At 38.8% G+C, this 19318-nt stretch carries 14 protein-coding genes and 2 rRNA genes; 13 read left to right on the forward strand and 3 right to left on the reverse strand.

Annotated elements, in window-relative coordinates:
- The 7 genes from B5X76_RS07725 to B5X76_RS07755 form a co-directional block, all read left to right on the forward strand.
- Nucleotides 1-280 (forward strand): 23S ribosomal RNA (locus B5X76_RS07725); the annotation flags it as partial.
- A 96-nt stretch (nucleotides 281-376) separates the two neighbouring features.
- Nucleotides 377-488, forward strand: a 5S ribosomal RNA gene (rrf, locus tag B5X76_RS07730).
- Between the two features lie 166 nt (nucleotides 489-654).
- Complete coding sequence (locus tag B5X76_RS07735) at nucleotides 655-1719, forward strand: efflux RND transporter periplasmic adaptor subunit (protein WP_079642544.1); 1065 nt, start codon at nucleotides 655-657, stop codon at nucleotides 1717-1719.
- Nucleotides 1720-1727: 8 nt separating this feature from the next.
- Nucleotides 1728-4805, forward strand: a complete 3078-nt coding sequence (locus B5X76_RS07740) for an efflux RND transporter permease subunit (RefSeq protein WP_079642545.1) — start codon at nucleotides 1728-1730, stop codon at nucleotides 4803-4805.
- Nucleotide 4806: 1 nt separating this feature from the next.
- Nucleotides 4807-6117 carry a TolC family protein gene (locus tag B5X76_RS07745; protein ID WP_079642688.1) on the forward strand — a complete coding sequence of 437 codons (1311 nt, stop codon included), beginning with the start codon at nucleotides 4807-4809 and terminating at the stop codon, nucleotides 6115-6117.
- A gap of 256 nt (nucleotides 6118-6373) precedes the next feature.
- The gene (locus B5X76_RS07750; RefSeq protein WP_079642546.1) at nucleotides 6374-7789 is read left to right on the forward strand and encodes a Gfo/Idh/MocA family protein; all 1416 of its coding nucleotides are present in this window, start codon (nucleotides 6374-6376) and stop codon (nucleotides 7787-7789) included.
- Nucleotides 7790-8275: 486 nt separating this feature from the next.
- Nucleotides 8276-9238 (forward strand): formylglycine-generating enzyme family protein, encoded by a 963-nt coding sequence (locus B5X76_RS07755; protein ID WP_245801001.1) that lies wholly within the window; start codon nucleotides 8276-8278, stop codon nucleotides 9236-9238.
- Nucleotides 9239-9240: 2 nt separating this feature from the next.
- Here the strand turns inward: B5X76_RS07755 and B5X76_RS07760 are convergent, their stop codons facing one another.
- Together B5X76_RS07760 and carB are read right to left on the reverse strand one after the other, a co-directional pair.
- Complete coding sequence (locus B5X76_RS07760) at nucleotides 9241-9864, reverse strand: hypothetical protein (RefSeq protein ID WP_079642548.1); 624 nt, start codon at nucleotides 9862-9864, stop codon at nucleotides 9241-9243.
- A gap of 81 nt (nucleotides 9865-9945) precedes the next feature.
- Nucleotides 9946-12765 carry a carbamoyl-phosphate synthase large subunit gene (gene carB / locus B5X76_RS07765; RefSeq protein ID WP_079642549.1) on the reverse strand — a complete coding sequence of 940 codons (2820 nt, stop codon included), beginning with the start codon at nucleotides 12763-12765 and terminating at the stop codon, nucleotides 9946-9948.
- 248 nt (nucleotides 12766-13013) lie between these two features.
- Between carB and B5X76_RS07770 the strand changes: the two genes are divergently transcribed.
- The gene (locus B5X76_RS07770; protein ID WP_079642550.1) at nucleotides 13014-13511 is read left to right on the forward strand and encodes a hypothetical protein; all 498 of its coding nucleotides are present in this window, start codon (nucleotides 13014-13016) and stop codon (nucleotides 13509-13511) included.
- A gap of 65 nt (nucleotides 13512-13576) precedes the next feature.
- On the opposite strand, the gene B5X76_RS07775 is transcribed toward B5X76_RS07770, so the two are convergent.
- Complete coding sequence (locus B5X76_RS07775; protein ID WP_079642551.1) at nucleotides 13577-15751, reverse strand: S9 family peptidase; 2175 nt, start codon at nucleotides 15749-15751, stop codon at nucleotides 13577-13579.
- Between the two features lie 366 nt (nucleotides 15752-16117).
- Here B5X76_RS07775 and folB point away from each other — a divergent pair, with 366 nt between their 5' ends.
- From folB to B5X76_RS07800, 5 genes are all read left to right on the forward strand, one after another.
- A complete protein-coding gene (folB, locus tag B5X76_RS07780; protein WP_079642552.1) occupies nucleotides 16118-16480 on the forward strand; it encodes a dihydroneopterin aldolase in 363 nt (120 codons plus the stop codon).
- A gap of 164 nt (nucleotides 16481-16644) precedes the next feature.
- The gene (locus tag B5X76_RS07785; RefSeq protein ID WP_079642553.1) at nucleotides 16645-17088 is read left to right on the forward strand and encodes an Hsp20/alpha crystallin family protein; all 444 of its coding nucleotides are present in this window, start codon (nucleotides 16645-16647) and stop codon (nucleotides 17086-17088) included.
- Nucleotides 17089-17218: 130 nt separating this feature from the next.
- Nucleotides 17219-17530 carry a 50S ribosomal protein L21 gene (gene rplU, locus B5X76_RS07790; RefSeq protein WP_079642554.1) on the forward strand — a complete coding sequence of 104 codons (312 nt, stop codon included), beginning with the start codon at nucleotides 17219-17221 and terminating at the stop codon, nucleotides 17528-17530.
- A gap of 44 nt (nucleotides 17531-17574) precedes the next feature.
- On the forward strand, nucleotides 17575-17838 hold the full coding sequence (rpmA, locus tag B5X76_RS07795; protein WP_021070981.1) for a 50S ribosomal protein L27: 264 nt from the start codon (nucleotides 17575-17577) through the stop codon (nucleotides 17836-17838).
- 156 nt (nucleotides 17839-17994) lie between these two features.
- A complete protein-coding gene (locus B5X76_RS07800; RefSeq protein ID WP_079642555.1) occupies nucleotides 17995-19308 on the forward strand; it encodes a DEAD/DEAH box helicase in 1314 nt (437 codons plus the stop codon).
- Nucleotides 19309-19318 lie beyond the last annotated feature (10 nt).

A 19318-nucleotide genomic window follows, 5' to 3' on the forward strand; every position in this document is an offset into this window, starting at 1 on the left:
CGGTCCCTATCTGTTGTGGGCGTTGGAAGTTTGAGTGGATCTGTCCTTAGTACGAGAGGACCGGGATGGACTGACCGCTGGTGAACCAGTTATGCCGCCAGGTGTACGGCTGGGTAGCTACGTCGGGAATAGATAAGCGCTGAAAGCATCTAAGTGCGAAACTAGCCACGAGATGAGACTTCCTTATAGGGTCGTTGTAGATGACAACGTTGATAGGCTATAGGTGTAAAGGTTGAGAGACCAAAGCCGAGTAGTACTAATAGCCCGAAGCTTTCCAAGCAGATAGACCTGTTGTCTTCTCTGACTGTTCTTTTTCTTTCAATAACATGTCAATCAGCCAGTAGCTATTAGCCAATAGCCATTAGCTTGAGATATTTCAGGTGCCTATATCGGCGGTGTCTACCTCTTCCCATTCCGAACAGAGAAGTCAAGCCCGCCAGAGCCGATGGTATTGCCGTAACAGGTGGGAGAGTAGGTCGGTGCCTTTTTTTATACAAAGCCCCTTCAGGCAACTGGAGGGGCTTTTTGTTGTTATATATATCTTTTAATAGCTGTCTTTCCTTTCTATTATAATAAGAATTTTACATCCTTGCTAAAGGAATATACCCTATATTGTAACGGGAATATTATTAATAGAAGTCCCTATTGTAAATTATGAATCGAAAAGTTGGAACATTTTTAGTGATTTTGTTCGTGATAGTTGCTGGTTTGGTAGGTTATCGATTAGTAAAGAATAAAGAAAAGGCTGATAGCAATGTGAAAGGTGGTGGTGCAGGTCGAAGCGAAGTCAAAGTCTATGGTATGATCGTTAAAGGGAAACCGTTTTCTGATTTTCTATCGTTAACAGGATCTATAGAGGCGAATGAAGTGGTAGATTTAAAGTCTGAGATTTCTGGTCTTGTGGAACTCTTGAATTTTGAGGAAGGCGGGAAGGTCGCTGCTGGACACGTTTTGGTTAAGATAAACGATTTGGAATTACGTGCACAGCTTGAGCAGGCAAAAACTCGGAGTGCACTTGCCGGTGAAAATGAGCGCAGAGCGAATCTTCTGCTAGAGAAGGAAGCTATTAGCCAAGAAGAGTATGATATCGCTAGTGCTGATTTTCGAACTGCAAAAGCGCAAATTCAACTAATTCAAGCACAGCTTAATAAAACAGTGATAAAGGCACCTTTTTCGGGAACTGTAGGATTACGGAGTATTTCAAAGGGAAGTTATATTACACCCACTACGCCAATTGCTCAACTCGTTAATATGGCTAGGGTCAAATTGCAATTTTCTATACCGGAAAAGTATGCGGTGAAGGTGAAAGTCGGTGAAGAAGTTCGTTTTACAGTACAAGGATCAGAAGATGTTTTTTTTGCAAAGGTATATGCTTTAGATCCTTTAATCGAGGAAAGTACGCGCACATTGCGGGTGCGAGCAATAGCTGAAAATGGCGGCAATAGACTAATTCCCGGTGCATTTGCAAATGTCATTTTTCCGTTGGAGACAATTACCGATGGTCTATTGGTTCCTACGGAAGCTTTGATACCAGTTCAGAATGGTAAAAAGCTGTTTGTGAAAAAAGAAGGCAAGGCTAAAGAAATTTTGGTAGAGACTGGTGGACGTTCTGATTCTGTAGTCTTGATTACGAAGGGAATTGCCGACGGCGATACCATATTGACTTCGGGCGTAATGTCATTACGTGACGGCAGTGCTGTTAAGGTAACGTTGAAATAGGAGGAGTGATGAGTTTATCAACGTTAAGTATTAAGAGACCAGTATTAGCAATAGTGATGAACTTGTTGCTGATACTATTTGGAATAATAGGCTATACTTTTTTGGGGGTTCGAGAATTCCCTTCTATTGATCCAGCGCAGATATCTGTCAGGACTAGCTATGCGGGAGCTAATGCCGAGATTATCGAATCTCAGATTACTGAGCCGTTGGAGAAATCTATAAATTCGATCGATGGAATTCGTAACATTTCTTCATCTAGTAATCAAGGTACAAGTAATATCACTATTGAATTCAATTTAGATAAGAATCTGGAAGAGGCTGCAAATGATGTGCGCGATAAGGTGTCACAGGCGCAACGAAATCTTCCTCAAGATATCGATGCGGCTCCCGTAGTTTCAAAAGCTGATGCTGATTCAGAACCTATTATTACAATGACGGTTCAAAGTGCGACTAAAAATGTACTTGAGTTGTCTGATTATGCTGAAAATGTAATTGCGCAAAGACTTCAAACTATCCCTGGGGTAAGTTCTGTTCAAATTTGGGGACAGAAGAAATTTGCTATGCGTTTATGGATAGATCCTGTAAAACTATCATCTTATGGCTTAACTGTATTGGATGTTCGAACAGCTTTGAATAGTCAAAACGTAGAGTTGCCTTCAGGTAAATTGACCGGGGCCAATACAGAATTAGCCGTAAAGACAATCGGAAACTTATCGACGGAAGAAGGTTTTAATAATATCGTTATTCGGGCAGAAGGTAATCGAATTATTAGGTTAAGTGATATAGGTAAAGCTACTTTAGAGGCGGAGAATTTCGAAACAAAGATGTCGGATTCAGGATATCCAATGGTTAGCTTAGCTATTATTCCACAGCCTGGTACTAATTATTTAGATATAGCCAAAGAATTTTATGAGGAATACGATCGACTGGAGGTTGATCTTCCTGAGGGATTCGAAATTAATGTCGCTTTAGATAATACCCAATTTGTGAAGCGAGCGGTATTAGAAGTCGTTGAGACCTTGCTGATTTCTATAGTTTTGGTTGTAATTATTATTTATATTTTCTTTCGAAACTGGAGTATAGCATTCAGACCGTTGATTGATATTCCTGTATCTCTTATCGCTACTTTTTTTATAATGTATCTATGTGGGTTTTCAATCAATGTATTGACATTATTGGCTATAGTGTTAGCTACTGGTCTTGTGGTTGATGATGGGATCGTAGTAACAGAAAATATATTTAAAAAGGTTGAAGAGGGAATGTCTCCGATCGAAGCCGCTATAAAGGGGTCTAATGAAATATTTTTCGCTGTCATTTCTATATCGGTAACATTGGCCGCAGTGTTTCTGCCTGTTATCTTTTTGGAGGGGTTTGTGGGGAGGTTGTTTCGAGAGTTTGGAATTGTGATAGGCGCAGCGGTATTGATTTCCGCATTCGTATCGCTCTCGTTAACTCCTATGTTGAATGCTTATCTCATGAAAGGCGGAGAGCAAAAGCGATCAAAGTTTTATGAAAGAACAGAACGCTACTTTGTTATGATGAATAAGGAGTATGAAGGTTCTCTCAGGAGTTTTTTAGGTCGAAGGTGGCTGAGTGTAGCAGTTATAGGCGCTTGTTTTGTTTTAATATATTTTTTTCATCAGCTTTTGCCTAAGGAGACGGCGCCTTACGATGATCGCAGTTACGTTTCTTTGAGAGCTACAGCTCCAGAGGGCGTTTCTTATGATTATATGGATCGTTTTATGACGGAGTTAACTTTATTGATTAACGATTCGGTTCCAGAGAAAAAGGTTAGTTTAGTGATAACTTCTCCTGGATTTGGTTCTTCTTCTTCCAACAGTGGTTTCGTACGTTTAGGCTTGGTGCAACCTCAAGAGCGGGAGCGGAGCCAAGAAGAAATAGCTAATCAGTTATCGCGATTGACACGACAATATTCTGAGGCCAGAGTTGCTGTATCTCAACAACCTACAATTGCCGTAAATAGAAGAGGAGGTTCTCCAATTCAGTATATTATTCAAGCACCTAATTTTCAAAAATTAGAAGAGAAGATTCCAGAGTTTATGGAAGAGTTGTCCAAGGACAAAACTTTCTCCATGGTAGATGTTAATCTCAAGTTTAATAAACCCGAGTTGTATGTACACATCGATAGAGAGAAAGCGCAAGCATTGGGGGTATCTGTATTGGATGTAGCGCAGACTTTACAGATGTCTCTATCTGGTCAGCGCTTCGGATATTTTATGATGAATGGGAAACAGTATCAGGTGATGGGGCAGTTTGATCGCAAGGATCGTGCAACACCGACCAATCTAACTTCAATTTTTGTAAAGAATAGAGATGGAAAACTGATTCAACTAGACAATATCGTGGAGGTTCAGGAGCATAGTAGCCCTCCGCAGCTTTATCATAACAATAGATATATGTCCGCTACAGTATCAGCATCTTTGGCTCCTGGAAGAAGTATGGGCGAGGGTATCGAAGCTATGGATGCTGTTAAAGAAAGAGTTTTAGATGAAAGTTTTACTACAGATTTAGGGGGCGAAGCTAGAGATTTCGTGGAAAGTGGATCAAATACGATGTTTGCCTTTGGGTTAGCTGTTCTCTTGATATTTTTGATTTTGGCGGCACAATTTGAAAGCTTTGTAGATCCCATCATAATTTTGCTAACAGTTCCAATGGCTGTTGGGGGAGCACTGTTTTCGTTGTGGTTATTTGGACAATCGTGGAATATCTTTAGTCAGATAGGTACTATTATGCTGATTGGACTTGTCACGAAAAACGGCATTTTAATTGTAGAATTTGCTAATCAACTGCGGGAAGAAGGTCACGAAAAGTTTGAGGCGGTAGTCCTTGCTGCAGAAGCAAGATTAAGGCCGATTTTAATGACTTCTTTAGCCATTGCGTTGGGGGCCTTGCCTATTGCTCTTTCTTTGGGGGCGGCTTCTACAAGTCGTATTGGTATGGGAGTTGTGATCGTTGGTGGTACGCTCTTTTCTTTGTTGTTGACGTTATACGTTATTCCCGGATTTTACTTGATGTTTTCTCGTAAGCGAGTACATCGTCCCGAATTTGACCAGATAGATGAATAGTATGAAGCTTGTAGTATTGGTTTTTACAACTTGGATTGGAGCTGTTCTTCCAGGTTTTGGACAGGATTTATTGACTATAAAGGAAGCTGTTGAGATAGCCTTGTCAAACAATTATGATATTAAATTGTCGCGAAATGAACTGGAAGTGGCTGCCGAGAATGTCACCTATGGAAACGCAGGTATGTTACCAAGTGTGACGGGTAACTTTAGTCAGAATAATAGTATACAGAATTCTAAGCAAACCCAAAACGATGGGAGTACCCGAGCTTTGGATAATGCAAAGAATAATAATATGACCTACGGTGTAAGTCTAGGTTGGACCATTTTTGATGGCTTAGGTATGTTTTCGAGGTATGAATCGCTTAGGGAATTAGAAAAACTTGGAGGAATCCAGGTGAAGCGTACGGTTGTATCTATGGTATCGGATGTCATACGTACCTATTATAGTATTGTCGAACAGCAGAATCTTTTAATGGCTATAGATTCAAGTATATTGATTTCTAAAGAAAGATTACGTACTGCTGAGAATCGTTTTTCTATAGGTAAGGCTTCTCGATTGGAGGTGCTTAATGTACAGGTTAATCTGAATGAGGACGAATCTACGCGTTTGAGACAGATGGAAGTTGTCAAGAATCTTAAGGTCGCTCTTAATGGGTTATTGGCTAGATCATTATCTCTTGATTTTGCCGTCGTCACAGAGGTGAAAATAGATCAGTCCATGGTGCTCGAAAATTTATTGGATCAAGCTAAAGTGCATAACCCAGACCTTATTGGTGTGAGTATTAGCAAGCGCTTGGCCGAACTTGAGGTTAAGAATGTGAAAGCTGCGCGCTACCCAACAGTGCGACTAAATGGAGGCTACAACTTTTCAGAATCAGAGTCTAGTTTAGGATTTGTAGCCCAATCCAATTCAAGGGGGCTCAATTATGGGGTATCAGCTTCACTTAATATATTCGATGGTTTTAATCAACGCCGTAATGAACGCGTTGCAAAACTTAGGGTCGATAATGCTGAACTTGCGGTAGAGCAGCAACGTGTCGCTGTGGAAACTGCGATTACTCAAGCATTTCATAGTTATCAGACCAATCTTGCTTTGGTAAACATTGAAGAAGGGAACGAACGGATTGCTAAACAGAATTTGAGTATTACCTTAGACAAATTTCGTATCGGTTCAATTAGTGCCGTTGAGTTTAGAGACGCACAACAGAATTACATTGATGCAGTCACTCGCTTCAATACCGCTAAGACGCAAGCAAAACTGTCCGAAGCTATGTTAAAGGAATTAGTGGGAGCGATTGATTTTGTACGGTAACTATTCTGTTAGGCAAACGTTTTCGCAATTTAAGTCAAACGTTTGCGTTCGTTTTTTATTTCTTATTATGGTATTTATAGATTATTATTGTCTTAGATAATTCGATAAAAAGAAGTTATCTATAACCAACAAGCCTTGAAGTATAGATTGGTTATTTATGACAAAAGACTGTTTAGTTTGTTTTAAAATAGGTGATTTTAAAGGGGGCTTTATGTCCCCTTTGATTTTTTGATGGAAAATAAACCCTAAGATTAATATGAGTTCAAATAGAAGAGATTTTTTAAAGAAAGCGGGATTTCTTTCAGCAGCAGCACTATCTTTGCCTGCTCTAAATAATGAAGCGCTTGCAGCTACATCGTTCAATATGTGGGGATATGCTGCTCCTAAGATTGATAAAGTAAGAATCGCTGTGATTGGTTTGGGGATGAGAGGTCCTGGTGCTGTCGATCGCTTATCTTATATCGAGGGAACTGAGATCGTGGCTTTATGTGATAGACATGCCGATCGTGTTGATAAAGCGCAGAAAATTTTGACAGGTAAAGGCTTGAAAGAAGCAAAGTCTTATTCTGGTGATAACGGTTGGGAGAAATTACTGAAGGAAGAGGAAGTCGATCTTGTCTATATCTGTACACCATGGGAGTTTCATGCTCCAATGAGTATTGCAGCGATGAAAGCTGGTGCACATGTTGCTTGTGAAGTTCCTATTGGTTTGACAGAAAAGGAATGTTGGGAAGTCGTTAAAGTTTCAGAGGCAACGAAAAAACACTGTATGATGTTGGAAAACTGTTGTTATGACTTTTTCGAAATGTTAACATTGAATATGACTCGTCAGGGTATGTTTGGTGAACTGGTGCATGCTGAAGGGGCTTATATCCATGATTTGCTGGATTTGAATTTCAACAGCAAGAATGGATATGATAATATGTGGCGTTTACGTGAGAACATTAAAATGAACGGAAACCTTTATCCTACACACGGTATCGGACCGATTGCTCAATGTTTGAATATTAACAGCGGTGATCGGATGACACATTTAGTAGCTATGCAGACAGCTGATTTTATGATGGCAGATAGAGCCCGGGAATTAGCAGCCAAAGATTCTTTTTATCAAGAGTTTGTTGGTAAAAAATACCGCGGAAATATGGATACTACCCTGATTAAGACAGAAAAGGGAAAAACTATGATGATCCAACATGACGTTACTTCCCCTAGACCTTATTCGCGTTTACATTTATTAAGCGGTACGAAAGGTTTCGCACAGAAGTATCCAAAAGAGGGCATTGCTTTCGGACACTCTTTTGTTAAGGAAGAGGAAATGAAAGGGTTGTACGAGAAATACACACCGCAATTAATTAAGTTTATTGGTGAACAAGCTAAGCAGGTTGGCGGACATGGTGGTATGGACTTTATGATGGATTGGCGTCTGATTGACTGTTTGAGAAATGGATTACCTATTGATCAACCGGTTTATGAAGGAGCTTCTTGGTCTGTTATTGTTCCGTTAAGCTGTGAATCTGTGGCCAAAAATAGTAAAACTGTTGCTATTCCTGATTTCACGAAAGGAAACTGGAAGACAAATGCACCTCATGATATGACGTTAAATGGAGGCGGAAATACTGGAATTCGTCCTAAGGTATCTAAAGATCAAAGCAAGCAATTAAAAGTTGGTTAATATAAGGTACATGAATTAATGTATAATGAAGGGAGATATTGAAAGTATCTCCCTTTTTTTTCTGAAAGTGTTCGTATTATTGATCCGTGACTACTTTTCAAAGGCATCAATGAGCTCTCTTCATTCGGTTTAATGGACATCAAGAACTTTTTTCATTACATTGTTCTCTATCGTAGACATTCAAGAGCTCACCCACTACAATCGGGTTCGGTTCATGCTTGTTGGTGATCCAGAGGTATCATGAAAGTTTTATTGAGTCAAACAAAGATATTGGCTTTTGAGCTGTGTTATCTAAAGTTTGTTTTGCTAAAGCTGAGTTAATTCAATATATTAAACTTTCTAAATTAAGAGAGCAACAAAAGATATTATCAGATGAATAAAAATACCATATATATATGTTTATCATTGTTTTTTGTGAGTTGTAACACGAAGAATCCTAAGCAAGTTGAAATAAAGTCTGTCGATAGTACGCTAACAACATGCGCTATGCATGGAGTACCAAGCAGGTTTGGTAGCGAAAGAAAGGATAGTCTTGTCTTTACAAAAGGAAATGATGACGCCACTATGGTATTGATTAAGGGAGGTGTTTTCAAGATGGGGTCCAAAGATTTTGTAGATGCAAGTCCTGTGCATGAAGTACAGGTAGGATCTTTTTATATGGACGAACATGAGGTGACAAATGCGCAGTTTGCGGCATTTGTGCTTGCTACGGGATATGTTACTGTAGCCGAACGACCTTTGGATCCGAAAGAATTTCCTAATGTGGATCCTACTATGTTAGTGGCCGGTTCAGCTGTTTTTGTGGGAAATAAAAAAGTAGATAATCTGAATAATGCTTTGCAATGGTGGGATTATATCGCTGGTGCTAGTTGGAGACAACCAGAAGGGCCGGGAAGCTCTATCGAAAACAGAAAAAATTACCCAGTCACACAGTTGGCTTATCAAGATGCTGAAGCTTATGCTAAATGGGCGGGGAAGCGTCTGCCAACGGAAGCGGAATGGGAGTACGCTGCAAAAGGGGGGACACATACTGATGAAACTTATTATTGGGGGAGAGAAAAAAAGGAAAACGGAAAGTGGGTAGCAAATATATATCAGGGGGATTTTCCTCAACATAATTCTAAAGAAGATGGTTTTGACTATGCCGCTCCGGTAAAATCCTATCCAGCGAATTCTTACGGACTTTATGATATGGAAGGAAATGTATGGGAATGGTGTTCGGATTTTTATCGTCCAGATTACTACGCTATTAGCGAGAAGGATAATCCTAAGGGACCCAATGATTCTTATGATCCACAGGAGCCGGGCTTAGTAAAGAGAGTTCAACGTGGCGGATCTTTTCTTTGTAATGATCAGTATTGTGAGCGTTATAAAGCCGGAGCCAGGGGTAAAGGAGAAATCAATAGCCCTACGAATAATGTAGGATTCAGATGTGTAAAAGATATTTAATGTTAAAGTATTTCGATTATATTAATGACGTTTATGTTGCCTAATTTTTTTAATATTTTAGGGATATTATCGTTATCTCTGTTGATTTTTCTGTCATATGATTTTCTTAGTATTGAAATTTTCAATCTTTGTCCTTTATTTAGTTTGAATTGATGTTTCTTAAATAAGTGCGGATTAATCTCAAATGTTAAATCAGGTTTTACGACGTCGAAAAGTTCGAATTTTTGGACTTTTCCTTTGTTCCGAACTTCTCTTGGTACATTTAATAAAGTTATTTCAATTATCTGTTTTTCTCCGTGCGCTCTACTATTAGCCTCTTGACTATTATCAAAATCAACTCCTTCCTTTATTAAAAATACTGCTAGAATTATTCCTGTATTTAAGATTAAAAAGTGTTTTAATTTTGATTTTTTCGTGTCACGAATAGGGTCTTTTATAATAAATGTGGTTTCATAATTCCAGTAGATCCCGATGGGAGTGAAGATTATAAATACGATTGAAAAACATAGCCTAACAAGTGAAGGAAAGTCTCCAAAGTAAAAATAATCCATGATGCCAAGTACTCCAAAAAGACCTAATACTAATAGCAGTAATGTAGTTATTAGGAATCTAAATTTGTCATTCATGTTAAATATTTCGGCTAGTTGACCATAAAAAAACCAGCTATTAAGATAAATAGCTGGTTTAAATATACTGAAAAATATTTTTTATTGTGCGTTTAAGAACATTGATTTCTTAGAAACCAATTCTCTAAAGTAAGGGTCTTGTAAGTCTTTGATAAAGCGAATAGCTTCACCTGTTGACTTCATCTCAGGCCCTAACTGTTTATCGACTTCTGGGAATTTTGAGAAAGAGAATACAGGTTCTTTGATTGCCCAGCCTTCTAGCTTACGTTCGATCGTAAAGTCTTTTAACTTGTTAGCCCCTAACATTACTTTTGTCGCGATGTTGATGTACGGCACATCATAAGCTTTAGCTATAAAAGGAACGGTACGCGAAGCACGTGGATTCGCTTCAATAACATATACATTTTCTCCTTTTATCGCAAACTGAATGTTTAATAGTCCCCGTACATTAAGCGCTTTTGCTAGTTTTATAGAGTATTCTTCCATTTTATCCTGTACGGCTTGCGAAAGTTCAAATGGAGGGAGTACTGCAGATGAGTCTCCAGAATGGATACCTGCTGGTTCGATATGCTCCATCATACCGATGATATGGACATCTTCTCCATCAGAGATCGAGTCCGATTCTGCTTCTTCCGCACGATCTAGGAAGTGGTCAATTAAGATTTGGTTTCCTGGAAGGTTTTTCAATAGATTAACTACTGCTTTTTCAAGATCTTCATCGTTAATAACGATACTCATACCTTGTCCACCTAATACATAGGATGGACGAACAAGAACCGGATAACCGACTTCGTTCGCTACTTTGATTGCTTCCTCTGCTGAAGTCGCAACTCCATATTTAGGATAAGGAATATCTAGTGCTTTTAATAAGTCTGAGAAACGTCCACGGTCTTCCGCTAGATCCATATCTTGGAAGGATGTGCCAATTATTTTAACACCAAGTTGTTCCAAACGCTCGGCCATTTTTAACGCGGTTTGACCTCCAAGTTGCACGATGACACCTACTGGTTTTTCGAGCTCGATGATTTCACGTACATGCTCCCAGAATACGGGCTCAAAATATAACTTGTCAGCCATATTGAAATCCGTAGATACTGTCTCTGGGTTACAGTTTACCATAATTGCTTCGTAGCCACACTCTTTAGCCGCTAACAATCCGTGTACACAAGAGTAATCGAATTCGATACCTTGACCAATACGGTTTGGCCCAGAACCTAATACAATTATTTTCTTGTTGTCCGAACAGATCGATTCATTTTCGTCTTCGAATGTAGAGTAGTAATATGGGGTGTGTGCTGGAAACTCGGCAGCACAGGTGTCTACCATTTTATAAACACGGTTGATACCTAGTTCTTTACGGCGAGCATAAACCTCATCTTCCGTTACATTACCTAACAACCAAGATATTTGCTCATCCGAATAACCTTTTTGTTTCAAGGTCATGAAGAAATCTCGTGGAATATTAGATAATTGATAACGACGTAATTCTTGTTCTAGTTGAACTAACTCTTGGATCTGTACTAAGAACCATTTGTCGATGTGTGTTGCTTTACGTATAGATTCCAATGGAACACCTAGTTCAAAGGCGTCTTTTATATGGAAAAGACGATCTGCACTTGGGTGCTCTAGACTGAACATGATTTCATCTAGGTTGCGCAACTGTTTGCCATCAGCACCTAATCCAGCACGGCCCGTCTCTAATGATTGACATGCTTTTTGTAAGGCTTCGATAAATGTACGACCTATTGCCATAACTTCACCGACAGCTTTCATCTGAAGACCAAGCTCTTTATTTGCTCCTTTGAATTTGTCAAAGTTAAAACGTGGAACTTTAACAATTACATAGTCTAACGTAGGCTCGAAATATGCCGAAGTTGTTTTAGTAATTTGATTTTGTAATTCATCAAGGTTATAGCCGATAGCTAACTTCGCAGCGATTTTGGCAATTGGGTATCCAGTAGCTTTAGAAGCTAATGCTGATGAACGAGAAACGCGTGGGTTTATTTCAATGGCGATAATATCTTCGTTCTCCGGGTTTACAGAAAATTGAACATTACATCCCCCTGCAAAGTTTCCTATCGAACGCATCATTTTGATGGCTTGGTTACGCATATCTTGATAACACTTGTCAGATAGGGTCATGCCAGGGGCTACAGTGATAGAGTCTCCTGTATGAATTCCCATAGGATCAAAGTTTTCGATTGTACAAATGATGATTACATTATCATTTGTATCACGAAGTAATTCTAATTCGAATTCTTTCCAACCTAAGACAGCCTGTTCTACCAATACTTCGTGGGTAGGGGACGCGTGTAGACCTCTATTTAGCGCAGCGTCGAAATCTTCTTTCTTGTGTACAAATCCACCACCAGTACCTGCTAAGGTGTAAGAAGGGCGTATAACCAATGGGAAGCCTATTTCTTGAGCTGCTTCCTTCCCTTCTAGGAAAGAGTTAGCTATTTTTGATGGGGCTACACCTACACCAATATCAATCATTAACTGACGGAATTCTTCACGATTTTCAGTTTTTTCAATGGCCGCTACATCAACTCCGATTACTTGAACATTGTATTTGTCCCAAAGACCAAGGTTGGACGCTTCAATACATAGATTTAAAGCTGTCTGTCCACCCATAGTTGGTAGTACAGCATCAATCTTTTGCTCTTTTAAGATTTGCTCAATGCTTTCGCAAGTAAGAGGTAATAGATAAATGTGATCTGCGACAACCTTATCGGTCATAATTGTTGCAGGGTTAGAATTAATTATGGAAACCGTAATACCTTCTTCTTTGAGAGATAAGGCAGCTTGAGATCCAGAATAATCAAATTCACACGCTTGTCCGATAACAATAGGACCAGAACCTATGATTAAGACAGAGTTAATGGAGGTGTTTCTAGGCATTATTTATGAAATCAAAAAATTAAAATACGAACTAGTTGCTATTTACAAAGCGGCGAAAATGCCTTTGAAAAGAAGAGTATTCCGACTGCTTTGTCGGAGTGCAAAGTTATATTTAATTTTTGAAATATGGAAATATGTTTTATAAAACTTGCTGTTGATTAAGAGTGGATTAAAAAAAATATTCGAATGGTACATTATTTGCTTTATCTTCGACGATAATATTCAAATATAACTATAAATAAAACTTTATGAAAAAATTTACTTTAGCATTAGCTGCATTATTAGTTGCCGGAGCGTCACAAGCACAAGATTACAAAAACTCAATTGGTATCCGCCTTGGTTCAGGTTATTACGATATGGTATCTGCGTCTTTCAAAACATTTATTAGTCAGCCTGCTGCATTAGAGTTTAACTTAGGTTTTGATTCAGATAAGTTTGCTGGTGATAATTTCACGAACTTATCGCTTTCAGGTGCTTACCAACATCATTTCCCAATTGGGTCTATTCAAGGATTTAAGTGGTTTGTAGGTGGTGGAGCTGTATTATCTAATACTTTTTCAGATTATGACGAAGTTAAGGGTTTTAGTGCTGGTATTTTCCCTACAGGTGGTGTTGACTACAAATTGAAAAATGCACCTTTTGCTTTTTCTGCTGACATCAGACCTACTATTCACATCGTAAATGGTGCCGGTCATTATAAAGGATTCTACGCGAATGGTGGTGTAACAGCTCGTTATACATTCTAGCTCTGATTTGCGTCAACAAAAAAGGGATTGCCATATGGCAATCCCTTTTTTGTTGACGGATCTAATTACTTTTTGAGATGTATGTCAAAATACTTGGCAATTTTATCATACATGTGAATTCTATCTTTTCCACTTACGTTATGCTCGTGTGTAGGGTATAGGAAATAGTCTACCTGTTTTCCTGCTTTTATACATTGCTCGACAAAGTCCATACTGTGTTGTTGGACGACTACTGGGTCCTGTGCGCCATGGATTATTAGTAAGTGACCATTCAGCTTGTCTGCCTTATTTAATAAAGAAGTCTTTTTATACCCTTCTGGATTTTCTTGCGGTGTATCCATGTAACGTTCTCCGTACATAGCTTCGTAATATTTCCAGTCCATTACTGGGCCTCCAGCTACCGCCGCTTTAAAGATATTGTTGTGTTTGGTCATTAAAGAGGTGGTCATGAAGCCTCCGTAACTCCAACCAAAAATCCCCATATTGTTACTGTCTACGTAAGGAAGTGATTTGAGGTATTCTATCCCTACAAGTTGATCTGCCATTTCTGCTTCGCCAAGATTGCGATGAGTGACGCGGGTAAAGTCTCTTCCACGGGCATCTGATCCTCTATTGTCAAGCGTGAATACCAAATAGCCATTTTGAGCCATATAAAGATCGAAGTATCCTACTCCTCCCAACCATTTGTCTGTAACCAATTGAGCATGTGACCCCCCATATAAATAGAGCATGACTGGGTATTTTTTTGAAGAATCAAAGTTGGTGGGATAAGTGATCCTCGCGTTTAACGGTGTTTGTCCATCTGGGGATACAAATGTTTTGAACTCGATTCTCGGAAGATTTATCTGCGATGTAAATGGATTGTTGGCTGTTAATATATTTGTAGTCTTATCGTCCTTTTTACTTAGCACTTGTATTTTGTTTGGTGTACTTAAGTTGCTGTATTGATCAAGGATGTAATTACCGCTCTCGCTCACCGCGGCATTGTGAGTGCCGTTAATCTTGGTCAATTGGGTAGTTTTTCCGGTTTTTAACTCAACTTCAAAGAGGTGGCGTTCTAATCCATTGTTAGTAGCTCCTGTGTAGTATGCTTTCGTTCCTTTGTGGTCAAAACCTTGGAAATCAATTACGATAACGCTGTTGTATCCTAGTTTACGAATTAAAGAACCTTGCGTGTCGTATAAGTAAAGTTGGTTGTAGCCATCTTTGTCGGTCTGATAAAGGAACTGTTGTGCATTATTCGGTGTAAAGATTAATTGTTTTTGAGGTTCTACCCAGGAGTCTGATTTCTCTTCAAAAAGTGTTTTGACCAGTTCGCCCGTCTTAGCATTGTATTTATTGAGCTTTAGGTGATCTTGTCCGCGGTTTAATACACCGACATACACGTAGTCATTGTTTGGGTCCCAAGTTGCAATAGTTAAGTATTGTTCTTTCTGTGCTCCGGTTTGTAATGTTATGTATTCGTTGGTCTGCGTATTGAAGATGTTTAATGTGACTTCTTCATTTTTCATTCCAGCCATTGGATAGCGTATGTCTTTGACTGTGGCTACGCGAGTGTTCCATTGTGGTAGAGGGTATTTACTGACCATTGTTTCGTCTTTACGGTAGTAAAGTAGTTTTTGATCATCTGGAGACCACCACATCCCTTTGTTAATCCCGAATTCCTGGCGGTGAGTGTTTTCGCTCCCGTTTACTATCCCGTCAATGGTATCTTTAGTGACTTCTATTCTTTTTCCTGTGGCGGTAATAATTTCGATATTGTTGCCGTTAAGGTAAGCTGTTTGTCGGTTAGAAGTACTGTATTCTGTGTTGGAGGCATTGTTTGGAACTGTTGAATTTAAATTTGCTTCCTTGTTTGCTATATTGTAGGCGATACGGTATGTGTTTTTTTCTCCGTTAATATTAAAAGCTAGTGTATTGGCATCTACCCATACATATTGCGTAGGAAAGCTGCGTAAATTGAACTTTTCTCCGGGAAGAATTTTAGATAATGCCAATTGTAATTCTGTCACGGAGGTTAATGGTTTGCTCTGCCAGTTGTCTTTGTTGCTCCGGATTACCAGCGTTTGGAAAGTGCTGTCTATATGAGAAAAAGCATCAGTTCCCTTAACCCATTTTTGACCAAAAAGGTTTTTTGGTGCAAATTTACCAGGGCCGAATACCGTTTCATCTATGGTGAAGTTGCGTTGGCCGTATGCGTACGTAGATCCTAATAAAAGTAGTACCAATAGTTTTTTCATATGCGTATGATTATTTATGAGTGTTTGTTTTCATTTGTATAAATGAGCTCGCTTCACTCGGTTTGTTTTTATCTATCATTAAATTGTCCCGACTTGTCGGGATGGAATATCCAAGCCGAGTGTAATCAGGTCACGAAGTAATTATATATATAACCAAAGCCTCTATGATGAGTCGGGTTTAATTTCGAACGAAATTAGTTATTTACAATAATATATCCGCTAACGTCAAAAAGGTTTTACACGCATTACTGTTCTTCATAGGTTCTGAAATGGTTGATTGTACTGTGACGACTGACGCATATTATGTTTGTTGAAAATGGGTAATAAAAAGCTTGTTTAATCCAAAATTTGTGTAAATTTAATATTATGATTACACAAAAAGTCTCCTTACGGGAAGTACGCTTTTATTCGCCTATAGGTTTTTATGAAGAAGAACAGGTGGTTGGGAATGAGTTTTATGTGAATGTAGATGTCTACTTTCCTTTTCAGAATTCGGACGCTGAAGATCTGAGAAACACGATTAATTACGAAGAGCTTTATCAGGTGGTGCTGGAGGTGATGAGCCCGAAACGGAAGTTGTTGGAGTCTGCATTGGAAGATATGTTGGACCTAATTATGAAGAAGTTTAATTTCGCACAAAAGGTGTATGTCGCAATCAAAAAGATAAATCCACCCTTTGGAGGTGATTTGGCAAATTCAGAGGTCTCTTTATTGTTCGAGAAAGATTAATGTCGCGTGAATTAGGGTGAGATATTCTGTTTATGACATTATGACTTGCTTTTGTGTTTTGTTGGCGACAAAAAGTCTTGTTTTTGTTTTTGGTATTTTTATTGAAATATGCTTGATGTATTAATAATAAAAATTGAACAACTAAATAATTGGAGGACAGAAAAATGGCATTAATTAAAATCCCAACTAAAGCAGTGAATACTGATGGTGTAAACCCATTTGTTAATAGTGTATTTGATAATCTATTTAATGATTCATTTATTTCAGATCGTTTGGTGACTCGTGTTCCGGCTGTGAACATTACCGAAACGGCAGAAGCTTTCGCGATAGAATTGGCGGCTCCTGGATTACAGAAATCTGATTTTAAAATCAATGTTGATAAAAATATTATTTCCGTAGGTGTAGAGAAGGTGGAAGAAACTGAAACAAAAGAAAAAATGTACAGTAAGAAAGAGTATAATTATAGTTCATTTTCCAGATCTTTTACGCTTCCTGATACTGTAGATTATAGCAGCATTGACGCATCTTATACTGATGGAATACTACATGTAAGGATCGGAAAGAAGGAAGAAGCTATCGTTGCTAAGCGATTGATCGAGGTTAAATAATAGAAGAACTTTATAAAAACAAAGGAGCTCTATTTCGAGCTCCTTTGTTTTTGGAAAAAAAATTGCAGGATTAAATATAATAGTCTATCTTTGCGGTTCATTAAATAATTAACATTTTTAATAAATAACAATGTACGCAATAGTAAATATAGCAGGGCAGCAATTTAAGGTTGCAAAAGACCAGTATCTTTTTGTACACCGTTTACAAGGAGAAGAAGGCGCTAGTATTGAATTTGACAATGTATTGTTGGCCGAAGACGGTGGTAAATTCACTGTGGGTACTCCAAGTATCTCAGGAGCTAAAGTTTCAGCTACGATTTTGTCTCATTTGAAAGGTGATAAAGTAATCGTTTTCAAGAAAAAACGCCGTAAAGGTTACAAAAAGAAAAACGGTCACCGTCAACAATTCACTAAAATCCAGATCACTGGTATCAGTTTATAATCGAATTTTTAATCCAGGCGAAAGTCATAAATTAAGATAAAGAAATGGCACATAAAAAAGGTGCGGGTAGTTCCAAGAACGGCCGTGAGTCACATAGTAAGAGATTAGGCATCAAGATTTTTGGTGGTCAGAAAGCTATCGCTGGTAACATCATCGTTCGCCAACGCGGTACTGTACATAATCCAGATGCTAACGTAGGTGTTGGTAAAGATCATACTTTGTTTGCTTTAGTTGACGGAACAGTTGTTTTCCGTAAAAAAGCAAATAATAAATCTTACGTTTCAGTAGTACCTGCTGAACAAAACTAAGGTTTAGTTTAATCCTATTTAAAAGCCGCTAAGTAATTCTTGGCGGCTTTTTTTTCTGAAAGTGTTGTTCTCAACGGACATCGTGAACCCTCGAGACATTTTCATTGCTGTTTAAATAGCTATTACAAGAGGGTTTATTTTATATAAAACGTATTGATGAAAACTTTCAATGATTTAAAAGTTAGCTCGCCGATATTGGCCGCTTTGGAGGCGCTAGGCTATCAGAATCCAACACCTATTCAAGAACAGGCTATTCCCGAGGTACTAAAAGGTAAAGATCTCTTGGGCTGTGCACAGACAGGTACAGGTAAAACAGCAGCGTTTGCAATCCCTATATTGCAGTTGCTTAATGCTACAAAGCCGCAAGGGCAAAAGCGAGGAACAATCCGCTCATTGATTTTGACACCGACTAGAGAGCTAGCGATACAGATAGGGGAGTCTTTTAGTGATTACGGTAAAAATCTGAAGCTAAAACATACCGTGATCTTTGGCGGTGTTAATCAATTTAGTCAGGTAAACGAGATTCGGCAAGGTGTGGATATTCTTATTGCTACTCCTGGTAGACTTTTGGATTTGATGAATCAACGTATCCTATCTATTAGTCAGATCGAAATATTCGTGTTAGATGAGGCGGACAGGATGCTAGATATGGGCTTTATACATGATGTAAAGCGTGTATTGAAGGTTATTCCAGAGAAGCGTCAGACTTTGTTTTTCTCGGCAACTATGCCAAAGGTGATCCAATCTTTAGCTGATAGTATCCTGAATGAACCGGTTAAAGTCGAAGTGACGCCAGAGTCTACTACAGCAGAAACTATTCAACAGACCTTGTATTACATTGAGAAAGCGAATAAGCCCAAGGCCTTAATGTATCTATTAAAAAAAGAGGTAGATGATAATGTTTTAGTGTTTACACGTACGAAACATGGTGCTGATCGGTTAGTTAAGCTTTTGCACAGACAGGATATATCTGCAGCTGCAATACACGGTAATAAGTCGCAGAATGCTCGGCAGAATGCTTTGGAAGGCTTTAAGAAGAAGGAAATCCGTGTTTTAGTCGCTACTGATATTGCTGCTAGAGGGATTGATATTGATCTCCTGAAGTATGTTATCAATTATGAAATCCCGAATATGCCAGATGCCTATGTGCACCGTATTGGCCGTTCGGGTAGAGCGGGAGCTGAAGGTTTTGCTATTTCTTTATGTGATGTTGAAGAGATTCCATATATCAAAGATATACAGTTTACAATTGGGTTTGAGCTTCCTGTGAAGAGGATTGAAGATTTAAGTATGTCTCCTCAGTTTGTGGCAAAGTCGTCATTGCAAACAGGGAAGACTAAGGTTAAAGCTGAACAGCCAAAGCCGGGAGCAAAACCGGATTATCGCCATAAGAAGAAACAGTCCTCTGGCCGAGGTGGACGGTCTTTCGGTGGGAAAAAGGGGAGCGATAGCTCTGGAAAGAAGTACTAAAATAAAGAAA

It is taken from the genome of Sphingobacterium nematocida (assembly GCF_900168125.1).
Taxonomy (GTDB): Bacteria; Bacteroidota; Bacteroidia; order Sphingobacteriales; family Sphingobacteriaceae; genus Sphingobacterium; species Sphingobacterium nematocida.